Source organism: Baaleninema sp. (assembly GCF_049974805.1).
Lineage (GTDB): Bacteria > Cyanobacteriota > Cyanobacteriia > Cyanobacteriales > Geitlerinemataceae > Baaleninema.
The window spans coordinates 34,769-48,880 of the sequence record NZ_JBNGCO010000002.1 but is presented as its reverse complement, the minus strand read 5'-3'; the positions used below and the strand labels follow the sequence as shown (position 1 = coordinate 48,880).

The following is a 14,112-nucleotide window of genomic DNA, read 5'->3' as shown; positions in this document are numbered from 1 at the left end:
GGATCTTGAACCGAAGCCGCGAGGCGGTTATCGACCTTTTAAATGCTCGCTTCGAGACGGTTCCGGATTCTGTAGCAGAAACCCTCAATTCTTTACAAGATTTGCAACGGTTGAAAGCACTGTTGGTGCAAGCTATCAGAGTGAGTTCGATCGCCGAGTTTCAACAATTGCTCGATGAGGGAAATTCAAACTCAGAATCTTCGAGTTAAATTGACATTGGCTGTTGAACCATACTGGGTCTTCGGAGTTTGAGGTGATAAGCAGATTTTATATCACCCCTTCACCCCTCTTTGAAAGGGGGGTTGGGGGGATGGTTGGGGGGATGCGCCCCGACCCAGATTTTGTATGCAAATTTACAAATTACACCATAATTTCCGAAGACCCTAAAATTCCCGTTCAAGCCCCTGTCGCCGCGTTGCATAAAATGCGGCGACGAGATGGCTAGGATTTAGAGTACAGTAACTGTTGCTTTCTCGCCATCTGACGGCGACGTTTTTCTTCCGTCAAACTGTCGTGACAGTGAGGACAAGAAATCGCAAATTCGTATTTTTCAGAGGCTTTATCTTCCTCGGAAATGGGATGTCCGCAACTGAGGCACATTTCGTAACGACCGGGTTCTAAACCATGTTTGACCGCCACACGCTCGTCAAATACGAAACATTCTCCTTCCCATAAACTCTCTTTTTCGGGGACGTTTTCTAAATATTTTAAAATCCCACCTTTGAGATGATAAACTTCTTCAAAGCCTTGCTTTAACAAATAAGAAGTTGCTTTTTCGCAGCGAATTCCGCCCGTACAAAACATCGCCACTTTCTTGTTTTTTGTCGGATCGAGCGTTTTTTGAACGTACTCGGGAAACTCGCGAAACGATCGCGTGTTGGGATTTTTCGCCCCTTTGAACGTACCGATTTCAAATTCGTAATCGTTACGAGTGTCGATAAGCGTCACATCGGGATCGGAAATAATTTGATTCCACTGTTCGGGACTCACGTAGGTTCCCACGCGATCGCGCGGGTCGATATCCGGTTGTCCGAGGGTGACGATTTCTCGCTTCAGCCGCACTTTCATCCGCTCGAACGGCGGGTTTTCCGCAGTGGATTCCTTATGCTCCAAGTCCATCAGACGGGGATCGCGACGGAGTTCGGCGAGTACTGCATCGATCGATCCTCGGCTTCCGGCGATCGTGGCGTTAATCCCTTCTTCCGCCAGTAAAATCGTCCCTTTGACGGCGCGATCGCGACAAAATTTCAGCAACGGTTCTCGCTTTTCTGCAAAATCGCGCAAACGGACGAATTTATAAAACGTGGCAACAACAACACTCATCAGAAAACTCAAAGACGCTCTATCGAAGGATCTATCATTGTGCCAGGGTTGTGACAGCGATCGCCCCTTCCGTTTAGAATATTTAAAAAAATTCGACCCGTCGATATCTCGTCGAGATGAACCTTAGCATCTCACGTTCGCATCACACTCGGCCGCGAACGTGAGTCGCCGTCCTCCATCGCTTCTGTTGACACGATTCCCAAACGCTATGACCGTCACCCACTCCAAAATGTCACAATCGGTTCAATATCCCGAAGTTACCATTCAACGCGCCAGACGAGCCGTGCGCTGTGCGCCGTTTCAACTCAAACTCTACATCGCCATGCGCGAAGAAGGGGTATTTCTCGGAGAAATTGCGGGAACCGCCGGCTTTAAAGCAGGATATACCGAAATGCCGATTCCCGAACTCAACGCCGAAAACGATCTGTTGTGGCTGATTAACGTCGGAGTGTTGCGTCGGAAAGTAGACGGACAGGGTATTACAGACAGTTTCCGCCTGACGCCGTTGGGACGTTTGGTCGTCCGCGAGTGGCAGGAACATGGAGAGTCGTGGCCAGCCAAATTAACCCGGTTCGATCGCGTAGCGAATTGGTTGCGGCGTTGGTTGCGGTTGCCCCTCTAATCGACGCGGCGATCGAATTCTATCAACAAAAAACCCCGGCTGGGTGTCTTGCCGGGGTTAACTATCAGGGTGCATCTACCGTTCTATACTTCCGGGCTGAAGGAATACCGTCCGGAGAGTTTGTCAAAAATCTTCCAACCTCTTGGACAACGGGGTTTCTAGACTTTCGACAAGACAAAGACGCTACCCACGTTGCCCCGTCCGATGCGTAAATCCTCGTCGAGATAGGTGATTTCCAGCCAACCGCTGCGCTCTCCTGGAGTAATCTCGAAATCCACGGCGAAGAACTTTTTACCCGATTCCATCGCTTCGATAAACGAGTCGGGGTTTTGATAGCCGATGAGTCGCTGCAATCCCACCACGAATCGCTGAAATTTCACGTCAACGCGACGGGTGGAGGTGGGTTGAAACCTTGCCGCCACGCTCACCATACCTTCGAGATAGGGAATACCGCGCAGTTCAGCAATATTGTAGATTTTGCGGTCTTTAACGCGGATACATTGGTAAATTTGCCCGAGATTGTAAACGGGAAATCGATCGATCCCCAACAGTTCGTCGCTGGTGGTGTACAACAGTCGCCAGTTGCCCTCGAGGAGTTCAGCGGCTTCGATGGGGTTGGGGGTGGGGTTGCGATCTTCAAGACGCGCCACCGCCGAGAGAATCGCGGTTTTATCGGTTTCCGTCGCCAGCAAACCGCGATTTTTGCCCGCGATCGCCTGTAACAGTTCGTCTTTGCCGAGCATAAGTCAATAAAGGTTTCAATGAATTTTAAGGGGCTGTTCGAGCGGAGTAAATTACTGTAAAAACTCAGTGTTTCGAGATGTTCGCGACAGCGATTCAATTTTAAGGATATCGAATTTCAGCAAATAGGAAACCGTGCGATAGAGGCGAACGCCGCCAATCGATCGCGGCGCAATCTGCCACTGTCGAAAAATCTCTTCGATGGAGATCGATCCCAATTTTCCCACCAATTCGATAAGTCTATCCGTCTCTTCCGGCGATAGGCGGCGGGAACTGCCCAAGGTATTCGTCCACAATTGAAACAACTCCGCCCTTGCTTGCGGCGACGCCATTTGACCGAGGGTCAATCGCAGCTGTGGCGTCAGACTTTGCGTAGGATAGTGAGCGAAGGCGCGGAAGGGATCGTCGCTAATGGGATAGGGCGATCGCTCAGCCTCCAGCGGCGCACACATGGACTCACTGGCTCGTTTTCGGGCTAACTCCACCCACAGCGCCTCGTAAGATTCGATGACGATACGCCAATCGTACACCTGTCGCGCCCGTTGGCGGCCGTTTTCCCCGAGACGCTGACGCAAGGTGCGATCGCCCATCAACCGCAGTAAAAACGTCGCGCAAGCATCGATGTCGATGGCCGTAGTCATCGCACTTTCCCCCACAAAGGTACTGTAATTGACTCGATCGTTGATGTAATCGAACGCCAAATCGCCCCCCGTTCCCGGCGGCGGTAACAGCGTCGGGACGCGAAAGCCGTCGATGTCGTGGCGGACAGATTCCTTATACCCGTTCCAATCGGAGACCACCACAGGAAGCCCCGACGCCATCGCTTCGATGGGGGTCAAGCCGAAAGTTTCCTGAATGTTGTCGGCCAAAGAAATAAAAATATCTGCCGTACTCCAAATCTGACGGCGAATTTCCGGTAAGCGTCCGTCTACAAACAGGGCGTTGACTGAGGGACAGTATTTTTTCGCCGCCGCTTTAAACGCCGCCTCGTCCTTGTCCGACTCAAACCATCCCGCTTGAATCAAATGAACCCGTTGTTGGGACAGTTGGGAATCTCGCCGAAGCTGCTGTACCGCCCGTTCCACGGCGAGATACATGGGGACCGGGTGAGCTTTGGCGTAGGAAACCAACCGCCCCACGAACAAAATTACCAGGTCTTCTTCAGCAATCTGTAAGGTTTGACGCAGGCGGCGGCGGGACTCTTTGGCTTGGTTTCCTTGGGGAAACGCCGTGCAGTCTACCCCCAGGGGAATCACGGGCAGTTGTACGTTTGCGTCCGGTCGGCATCCCGTGCGTTGGAGGAGGTATTCTCCCCAACTCTCGAGAAGATGTTCGACCCCCTGTTTGACCGCTTGGGAGGTGCAGATGAGAGCGTCCCAGGGTTGCACGGGGGCGATGAGTAACTGGCTGACGGCTTCCATGATGGCGCGGCTGGCGGTGGTGTGGGTGATACCGCACAGGCTATAGCTGCGAGAGTCGCTGAAACGTCGTTTCCAAGCCCATTCGCCGATGCCGGGAGTCGGGTAGTACAACACTCCGGCTTGGGAGAGAGAGGAGGGGTCGTTACTGTTTAACCAGACGATCGAGCGGTTTTGGGTGGTCCAGCCTCGGACGCGATGGCAAAACTCGCGAAACGAGTCCTCTGAAGGCGTCGAACAGTAAAGGGTCTCAGCTTGGCTGTAGCGGGCGAGAGCTTTGAGAAATCCTTCTCCTGCCGACTGACGCCCCAATAACCGCTTGCCGCTGGTGTCGTAGCCGTCTTTAACGTAGAAAATGGCGGCACTTCGGTGCATGGCGGAAAATGCTAACGGTACGTCGCCTCATTATACGAAAGCTTTTTGCCTTCTTCCCGAAAAATCCTCTGTCTTGACGAATTTCGCGAACTTCTGTGACAGCAACTAAGGGGCGCTCCCCGTTGCAGCGGGCGCATCTCACTTTTGTAAAAATAGGAAGCTCTGGGTCAGTTAATTGGAACGGAGTCGAACCCAATCGCCGATCTCGACAGCGGAACGGCGTTCTTTTGTTCGCGGAAGTGCTGCGTAGCACGATCGATCCGGCCAGCTTTTCTCCGATGAATTTACAGTTTTGAGATGCACCCGTTACAGTTCCCATCGCTCGCGTCACTTAATTGTTATAAAATATGATATTGATATCAAGCCCCCAAAATGCTTTGAATCCCAAAAGAAATGAATAAACTTAAACAATAGAAGTGTCGTTCGCTGGGAACTGATTGGTGAAGATTCTGTTGGTCGAAGACGACGAACAATTAATTGAGTTGCTGAGTCAGTACCTCAGCCAACGGAACTATATTGTCGATCTGGCGACAGACGGGAAAACCGGTCTCAACTACGCTCGCACCTTCGATTACGACCTCATCGTTTTAGACGTGGTGTTGCCCGAACTCGACGGGATCGAGATTTGTCGGTATTTGCGATCGCAACACTATCAAATGCCGATTTTGCTCCTGAGCGCCCTCGAAAGCAGCCACGATAAAATTAGTGGACTCGATGCCGGAGCGGACGATTACGTGGTCAAACCCGTCAGCATTGAAGAACTGCTGGCTCGGATTCGCGCCCTATTGCGGCGAGGACATTATTCGCGACAACCCGTCTTGATCTGGGAAGATCTGTGTTTGGACCCGGCCACCTGCGAAGTCACTTACAAGCAGCAATCGCTGTCTCTGACGCCAAAAGAATACGCCCTGTTAGAGTTGTTCTTACGGTCTCCGTCGCGGGTGTTCGATCGAGACACGATTATCGCCCATTTGTGGTCTTTAGAAGAACCGCCCACCGAAAACACCCTCCGCGCCCACGTCAAAGGCTTGCGCACGAAACTCAAAGCCGCCAACGCTCCCGCCGACCTCATCGAAACCGTGTACGGCGTCGGCTATCGTCTAAAAAACGCCAATGACATGACTTCTCCATCCCCGATCGCTAACTCGACGATACCGACTCAGCCCGACTCCAATCCCACCCTCAACGCCATTAAAAAAGTGTGGGAACGGGTCAAACCCAGGGCGCTGCAACGGGTGGAAACCATCGAGCGGGGGGCCAACGCCATTGTGGACGGCGGCGAAGAGAGCGATCGCCGCTTGGCCCGTCAGGAAGCCCACCGTCTGGCAGGATCGTTGGGGACTTTCGGCTATCGTTACGGGTCGCAACTGGCCCGTCAAATCGAAGCCTTGCTGTCCAAGGAAGAGCCGTTAGCCGAAGCCGAACTGACACAGTTGTGGCAGAGTTTGGTGGAACTGCGCCAGCAACTCGAGGGAGATCCCGACCCCATCGCGGTGGAACCGCCGCCGATGGGGTCGGCTCCCGATCGCCGCCGCTTGTTGGTCGTCGATGACGATACGATGTTGACGGCACAAATCGCCGAAGACGCTAAAACCTGGGGACTCGAGACCCAGGTGGCGTCGACGGTGCGTCAGGCGCGACGGGAAATCGTGGAAAACCCGCCGAGTCTGATTCTGCTGGATCTCAATTTTCCCGAGTCGGAGGAAGACGGGTTGATGCTGTTGGAAGATTTAGCCCGCAACCGCCCAGAAATTCCGGCGATCGTGTTGACGGTACGGGACAGTTTTAACGATCGCCTGGCGGTGTCCCGGTTGGGGGCTCAGGCCTTTTTACAGAAACCCCTGACGACGACGCAGATTCTCGAGACGACCTTGGAAGTGTTGCAGCGATCGAACCCGGCGGCGAAGGTTCTGATCGTCGATGACGACGTTCAGGAACTGGCGTTACTGAAAGCCTTGTTGCAACCGTGGGGACTCAACGTGCAAACCCTCAGCGAGCCGCGTCAGTTTTGGCAAGTTTTGGAATCCTTTACGCCGGATTTGCTGGTTTTAGATTTGGAAATGCCCGATTACAGCGGTATCGAACTCTGTCAGGTGGTTCGCAACGAACCGCAGTGGCGCAAACTTCCGGTGTTGTTTTTGACGGTTCGCACGGATACTGAGACGGTCAATCGTATTTTTCGGGCGGGGGCGGACGATTACATGAGCAAGCCCATCGCCGGACCGGAGTTGATCGCGCGATTGTTTAACCGCTTGGAACGGACGCAACTGTTGCAAAACTTGGCCGAACTCGACCCGCTGACGGGTGTGGCCAACCGTCGCAAGTCCAGTTACGACATTACGCGATTGCTGCGAACTTGCGCTCGGGAAAGTCGGGTGTTGTCCTTTGCGCTGTTGGATATCGATCGCTTCAAACAGGTTAACGACCGCTACGGCCACGCTGCGGGGGATTTGGTGCTCCATCGCTTCGGCGAGGTGTTGCGGGAGTCTTTTCGCCCCAAAGATACCATCGGCCGCTGGGGCGGGGAAGAGTTTGTCGTGGTGGCGATCGATACTTTGAAAGCGGACGCCGTGCGCCGTCTGTCTGAAGTGTTGGCCGACTGGCGACAGCAAACCTTTACTTTGGACGATGAAGCCCAGTTGCAGGTTACGTTCAGCGCGGGAGTGGCTCAGTATCCCGAGGACGGGAAAGATTTACAGACGTTGTATCGCGCGGCAGATGCGGCGTTGTATCGCGCCAAAGAGGCCGGACGCGATCGCGTCTGTTCTGCTGGCTCAGTCGATGACCCTTGACCTGCCGCGCCTTGGCCGTAGACACTGCCGTTGGCGAATTTCCCGCCCCGCCCGAGAGCGCAAACCTCCACCGACAGGCTATCTCCCATCACCCGTCGCCTCGTTTTTAATGCACTTTTTTTTGGGTTTGTCAAGTCCCTTCACAACTTATTCATAAAATTTATTTAGGCTTGCCATAGAGCAAGTTCCTGCAAACCCTAAAATCCGAAAAGCTCAATAGTCTGGCGAACCCGGGCATTCTGGCCGGGACGGCGATGGCGCGACTCATAGGAAATTGCTATAGCCACAAATTCTTGGGATAAAAATGAACAAACACCGACGAATTTTAATCGTAGACGACGAACAAGATATTCGGGAAGTGACGCAGATCGTTCTGGAATTAGAAGGAGGCTGGGAAGTGGTGACGGCTAGCTCGGGATCGGAGGGGATCGCAGCCGCCGAGCGCGATCGCCCCGATGCCATTTTACTCGACGTGATGATGCCGGATATGGACGGTTTGGAAACCTTGAAACAGCTACGACAAAATCCCGATACCCAATCGATCCCGGTGTTGTTTTTGACGGCGAAAGGCCAGGGCAAAACCTTGCCAGAATGGGAGGCTCTGGGAATTGCAGCGGCAATTGCCAAGCCGTTCGATCCCTTGAAATTGGTTCCGCAAATTTGTGGTATCCTCAACTGGGATTAAAAACCCCTCGTTCCCTGAAGGAGATCGCCTCAGTTTCAGCTTTTTTGAGTTTGTTAAGATTTTTTAAAAAGTCATCGCTTCACAACTTTTTCACAATCCCCTCTTACACTGATGGACATAGCATCTCACAGAGAAGAGAGGTGGAAACCAATCATGAATGACTGTCCTTGTTGTTCCTCCAAACTCCTACGTCATGTCGCACACGGTAAGATTTATTGGTTTTGTCCCCACTGCCACGAAAAAATGCCAGATTTTTCGGCAATTCAGCTTTTAAATCCTCCAATTCCGTCGTTGGTCAGAGCAGCTCGTTAGCACTTCGCTATAGGACTTTTGACGCTTTTTCAAGACTGCTTGTAATACGCTGTTAAAAAAAACTTCAAAAAAGAAGGGGAATTGTCGAAGGACGCGCGTCATCCTGTCCGTCGGGGGTTCCCCTGCCTCGATCGCAAGGCAAATCGCCGATCGAATATATTAATAAAAAGTCGGCATTCGAGGCATGGGTGATGGGTTTGGATGCAGCCCTGCTAAAAAGGCTGGTGGCGACGGTCTCTCAACTCCAACAAGATGTACAGAACTATCGTCGTTGGGAAGAACATCTCCCGGTCGCTCATCTAAAATTGAACCGACTGGGAATCGTTTTGAGTGCCAATCGCGCCGCCGCGACCCTCCTGGGAGCGTTACCGGACAGCTTGGTGGGAAAATCGGTGTTTCAATGGCTCCCCGCTCGCGATCGCCCCAGCTTCAGAGTCTTTCTCGAGAGCGTTGGCGCAGGCGAACCGCCTCAAACCCATCGCTGCTGCCTGCACCGCCAAGACGGCCGCCCCATTGGGGCGATCGCCCGTCTGTCCGCCCTCGCCACCGCCGAAGGAGAAGACCACCTGTTACTGGTGTGGGAAACGGCGCCAGAAACCCCAACGCCATCGCCCCAAGAGCGTTACGAACTGGCACTCACCACCAGTCAAGTGGCAATTTGGGACTGGAACCTTGTCACGGGTCAGTTGTACGTTTCCCCCAACTTCCAACACCTCTGGAAAGACAACGGCGGAACGGAACTCGAGTCCTGGGAAACCTGGCTCGACGGCCTGCACCCCGACGATCGCGAAACGGTGCGGCCGTTCGTGCGAGGCTGCCTCGAGGGAGCCGCCGAAACCTGCCAATTCGAGTATCGCGTCCTCTCGCCAAAGGGCGAGCCTCGCTGGTTTTTATCGCGGAGTCGCATTTGGCGGGACGAACGAGGACGCCCCCAGCGCGTTATCGGCTCCCATACCGACATTACCGATCGCAAACGCACCGAAGCCGCCCTTCAAGAAAGCGAAACCCGATTTCACCACTTAGCCGCCAACGTTCCGGGCATGATTTTTCGCTACCTCTTGCATGCCGACGGTTCCGACGAAATCGCCTACGCCAGTCCGGGCTGTCAAACCCTGTTCGAGATTTCCCCGGAGGCGGCCTGTCGAGATACCAGTTTCCTCCTGGAAATGATGCACCCGGACGATCGCGATCGCGCCGCCAAGTCGATTCAACTCTCCGCCGAAACCCTACAACCCTGGTCTCTCGAATGGCGCGTCACCACCCCCTCGGGTCGTCAAAAATGGCTTCAGGGCATTTCCCGCCCCGAACCTCAACCCGACGGATCTATCGTCTGGGACGGCGTCATCTTCGATATCACCGATCGCAAACAGGCCGAAGACGACCTGCAAACCCTCGCCCAGCGGTTGCTGACGGTGGTCGAAACCGTCGGCGAAGGCATCACCCTCAGTGACGAACGGGGAAATCTGGGCATTTTCAATCCCAAAATGGAAGAAATTACCGGATACAGCAATGTCGAAGCCAACGCCGACCCCAACTTCCTCAGAACCCTCTATCCCGATGCTGAAGACTACGGCCAAGCCCTAGAACGACTGGAGTGGGTACGGCAACAGGGTAGCCTTCACAACATCGAAACCACGATTCGCGCCAAAGACGGCAGCCAGAAAACGCTCTTGGTCTCGACGCGGTTTCTGGCACTGCCCTCGAGCGAAAGTTTCGCCAGTCCAAGCCGCAGTTGTTACCTCAGCGCCTACCGGGACATCACCGAACGCTCTCGCGCTCTGGCTCAACTGCGGCAAAACCAAGCGTTCATCGAAGCCATCGCCAACACGACCCCGCAAATTATCTACATTGTCGATCTCTCGACTCTGAGAGTCGTATACGTCAACTCGCAAATTTCGGAAATTCTCGGTTACGATCCCGACGTCGTCCGACAGCGGGGCGAGGGGTTTTTTGCCGACACCTGGTATCCCGAAGACACTCCCCGATTGGCTGAATACGTGCGAACCTGGTCGGAGATCGAGGACGATGAGGGTCGAGAAATCGAATATCGGATGCGCCACGCCGACGGTCGGATACGTTGGTTGCGATCGCGCGACGTAACCTTCAAACGGAATGCCGAAGGAAAGACGGTTCAGGTGTTGGGAACCGCCACCGATATCACCGATCGCAAACAAACCGAACAACAACTGCGCGATCGCGAATCTCAACTCGATACCGTCGTCAACAGCACCTCCGACGGCATCGTTATCGTCGATGGCAAAGGGATCGTCTGTTTCGCCAACGCCGCCGCCGCCCGACTGTTCGATCGCCCCCTCGAAGAACTCCTCGGACAAGAGTTCGGTCAACCCATCGCCCAAGGCGATCCCGTAGAAATGGAACTGTTGCGCCCGGGCGGTCGCACCCTTCCGGTCGAAATTGCCGTGGCCGAAACCCGCTGGCTCGGTCGCCCCGCTTATGCTGTGTCCCTGCGGGATATCAGCCGCCGCCGCCAAGTGGAAGAGGCGCTCCTCGAAAGCGAACTGCGCTTTCACCAACTCACCCACAACATCGACAGCGTATTTTGGATTGTCGATCCCAACGTAGAAACCGTTCTTTACGTCAGTCCCGCCTACGAAACCCTCTGGGGACGGCCTCGCGCTGAACTGTACCAAAACCCCCGCCACTGGTTCGATGTCATTGACGCTGAAGATCGCGATCGCCTCGAAGCCTCCTTGTTTTGGGATGCCAGCCTCAATAAACCTTTGACAGTGGAATATCGCATCCTGCGACCCGACGGCGTGCGCTGGATTCGCGATCGCTCCTTTCCCGTGCGCGACTCCGACGGTACGGTCACCTGTATCGCGGGAATTGCCGAAGACATCACCGACGCCAAACGCGCTCAAGCCTCTCTACGAGCCAGCGAAGTCGCCCTGCGAGCCAGTCAAGAGCGGCTCAATAACGTTTTGGGGTCCATCGACGATTTGGTATGGTCGCTGTGCGCTCGCACCTTGCAACTGCTTTACGTCAGTCCGGCGTTGGTGAAAATCTACGGACGCGACCCGACGGAGTTTATCGAACAACCTCACCGTTGGGAAAAAGTCGTCTATCCCGGCGATCGCTACCCATTCAAACAAGCCTGGCGCCAACTGTTCGCCCTCGGCCAGTTCGACCTGGAATATCGCATCCTGCGACCCGATGGAACCCTGCGCTGGGTGCGGGGACGGGCGCGGCTGGTGCGGGACGAACGGGGCGACCCCCTCCGCATCGACGGCATCACTAGCGATATTACCGACCTCAAACACACCGAACTGGCCTTCAAAGCCAGCGAAGAACGGTTTCGCTCCCTCGTGGCCAACCTCACCGGGGCGATTTACCGCTGTTTGCCCGATAAATTTTGGACGACGGTGTTTATTAGCGACGCCATCGAAGATATTACTGGATATACCCCCGGTCAGTTTCTCTACAATTCCTGCTTTTGGGCGCAGATTATCCATCCCGACGACCTCGATCGCATTTCCCATTCGATTAACACCACCATCGCCCAACAAGAGCCTTACAGTTTCGAGTACCGCATTCGCTGCGCCGACGGGTCGATTTGTTGGGTGTACGAAAAAGGTCGGGGATTGTGGGACGAATGGGGGAATTTGGTATATCTCGACGGCACGATTTTCGATATCACCAGTCGCAAAGAAGCCGAAGAACGCCTGCAACAACAAGCCCAGCGCGATCGCCTCCTCAACACCCTCACCCAACGCATTCGCCAATCCCTCAACCTACAAGAAATTCTCGATAACACCGTTCGCGAAGTGCGTCACTGTCTCGGCGTCGAGCGGGTTTTGATTTTTCAACTGTTTCCCAACCGCCTCGGGCGCGTGGTGAGCGAATCCGTAGCCGAAGGCTATCAGGCCAGTGTGGGTATGGAATTTCCCGACGAAGAGTTTCCGAGTAATTGTTACGAGCGATATTGCCAAGGACTGCCCCGTATCGTTCTCAACGTCGAAACCGACCCCTTTGCCCCCTGTTTGGTGGAGTTTATGAAACAGATGGGGGTGCGATCGAAAGTCGTGGTGCCGATTCTCAAACCCTTTGAAGATCGCTCGCCGCTGTGGGGACTCCTCATCGCTCACCAATGTCGCCGGGTGCGACCCTGGAACGACGGCGAAGTGGAAATGCTCGGACAACTGGCCGCCCAAGTCAGCCTCGCCATCCAACAAGCCGACCTTTACGCGCAAGTCCAAGCCAGCGAAGCTCGCCTGCGGACGATGTTCGAGCAAGCCGCTGTTGGCATCGCCATCGGCGACCTTAACGGACGCCTTTACGAAGCTAATCACAAGTTCTGCGAAATTATCGGCTACAACCTCGACGAACTCGTGGGAATGTCCTTCGATCGGTTTACCCATCCGGAGGATGTGGCACGAGAATATGAGTTCATGGAGATGCTCATCAGCGGACAAACTCGAGATTATTCGATGGAAAAACGGTATTTCCGGAAAGACGGATCGATCGTTTGGGTGGAACTGACCCTCTCCTCGTTTCAATACGGCACTGAAGCGGGGTTGTACTATTTGGGAATTGTTCAAGACATCACCGATCGCAAGCAGTATCAAGCCGCTTTGGACAACTTGCGCCGCCGTTACGAACTGATTTTGACCTCTGCTGGAGAAGGGATCTGCGAGTTAGACCGACATGGCAACATCGCCTTTTGCAACCCCACCGCCGCTCGCACCCTCGGTTACACCACGAACAGGCTCATCGGTACCGCCGCCAACGACCTCGTGGCCTCCCTCGAAACTTTAGAGAGAGCCGGAACGAGCGAGATTCTACAGGAGGCGGAAATCACGGTGGTGGAGACCGAAAACGCTCCAACTCTCGCGAACGACCTCACCTGTGAGATGCCGCAAACCCTCGAGGCGATCGGTCAGGTATTGCAGCCAGAAAATCCCACGCGACAAGCGATCTTTCGCCGTCGCGACGGTTCGACGTTTCCCGTCGATTACGTCTGTACGCCCATTTTGTACGACAACGAATCCCTCGGGGCTGTGTTGACGTTTAAAGACATTACCGAACGTCAGGCCGTCGAACGGATGAAAAACGAGTTTATTTCCATCGTCAGTCACGAACTGCGAACGCCTCTGACTTCGATGCGCGTCGCCTTGGGCGTTTTGACCACCGGAAAGCTCGGACAGCTTCCCAAGAAAGCGACAAATCTCGTCGAAATCGCCTTGCACAACAGCGAACGTTTGGAACGCCTCATCGACGATTTGCTCGATTTCCAACAGCTCGAATCCGGCCGCATTACCCTCGATCGCGCTCCCCATCCTGTAGAAGAGTTGTTGGTACAAAGTACAAATATCATGCAAGCCATGGCCGATCGCGACGGCATCGCCTTGGTGTTAGACCCCCTCTCCGAGAGCCTCAAACAAGCGCGATTGTGGGTCGATGCCGATCGCACGCTTCAGGTCTTGACAAATTTACTAAGTAATGCTATAAAATTTTCCGCTTCAGGCAATACTGTCACCTTACGGGCGTTGTGGGTCTCCGAAGACAGAGAAGAATCGCCCCGAAAGATCTGCATACAGGTGTGCGATCGCGGTCGTGGCATTCCGAGCGATCGCCTCGAAAGCATTTTCGACCCCTTCCAACAAGTAGACGCCTCAGACTCCCGCCAAAAAGGGGGAACCGGACTCGGTTTGACCATCTGTCGCCGTCTCGTCCTCGCCCACGGCGGCCGCATTTGGGCTGAAAACCGTTCTGGAGGCGGAACGCGGATGTCTGTAGTGTTACCGCTGTGGGAGGAGGAGAGGGGCAGATAGGGAACGGGGGAGATTGGGAGATTTCCCATCATCCCATCATCCCATCATCACC

Annotated in this window: 7 protein-coding genes and 1 pseudogene; 5 read left to right on the top strand and 3 right to left on the bottom strand. The window is 54.3% G+C overall.

Annotated features, from left to right (window positions below):
- Positions 1 to 209: pseudogene (locus tag ACP5D4_RS00820) on the top strand (transposase); the annotation flags it as partial.
- 232 nt (positions 210 to 441) lie between these two features.
- Here the strand turns inward: ACP5D4_RS00820 and ACP5D4_RS00815 are convergent.
- Entirely contained in the window at positions 442 to 1,323 is an 882-nt protein-coding gene (locus tag ACP5D4_RS00815; RefSeq protein WP_428009712.1) for a rhodanese-related sulfurtransferase, read from the bottom strand.
- 208 nt (positions 1,324 to 1,531) lie between these two features.
- Between ACP5D4_RS00815 and ACP5D4_RS00810 the strand changes: the two genes are divergently transcribed.
- Positions 1,532 to 1,945: an Npun_F0494 family protein gene (locus tag ACP5D4_RS00810; protein ID WP_428009711.1), complete on the top strand. Its 414-nt coding sequence runs from the start codon at positions 1,532 to 1,534 to the stop codon at positions 1,943 to 1,945.
- A 158-nt stretch (positions 1,946 to 2,103) separates the two neighbouring features.
- Here ACP5D4_RS00810 and ACP5D4_RS00805 read toward each other — a convergent pair whose 3' ends face one another.
- Both ACP5D4_RS00805 and ACP5D4_RS00800 read right to left on the bottom strand, forming a co-directional pair.
- Complete coding sequence (locus ACP5D4_RS00805; protein ID WP_428009710.1) at positions 2,104 to 2,688, bottom strand: PAP/fibrillin family protein; 585 nt, start codon at positions 2,686 to 2,688, stop codon at positions 2,104 to 2,106.
- A 51-nt stretch (positions 2,689 to 2,739) separates the two neighbouring features.
- Positions 2,740 to 4,479, bottom strand: a complete 1,740-nt coding sequence (locus tag ACP5D4_RS00800) for a glycosyltransferase family 4 protein (RefSeq protein ID WP_428009709.1) — start codon at positions 4,477 to 4,479, stop codon at positions 2,740 to 2,742.
- Positions 4,480 to 4,919: 440 nt separating this feature from the next.
- Here ACP5D4_RS00800 and ACP5D4_RS00795 point away from each other — a divergent pair, with 440 nt between their 5' ends.
- The 3 genes from ACP5D4_RS00795 to ACP5D4_RS00785 all read left to right on the top strand — a co-directional run bounded on the left by ACP5D4_RS00795 (position 4,920) and on the right by ACP5D4_RS00785 (position 14,060).
- Positions 4,920 to 7,271 (top strand): response regulator, encoded by a 2,352-nt coding sequence (locus tag ACP5D4_RS00795; protein WP_428009708.1) that lies wholly within the window; start codon positions 4,920 to 4,922, stop codon positions 7,269 to 7,271.
- Positions 7,272 to 7,575: 304 nt separating this feature from the next.
- A complete protein-coding gene (locus ACP5D4_RS00790; protein ID WP_428009707.1) occupies positions 7,576 to 7,956 on the top strand; it encodes a response regulator in 381 nt (126 codons plus the stop codon).
- A gap of 503 nt (positions 7,957 to 8,459) precedes the next feature.
- A complete protein-coding gene (locus tag ACP5D4_RS00785; RefSeq protein ID WP_428009706.1) occupies positions 8,460 to 14,060 on the top strand; it encodes a PAS domain S-box protein in 5,601 nt (1,866 codons plus the stop codon).
- Positions 14,061 to 14,112 lie beyond the last annotated feature (52 nt).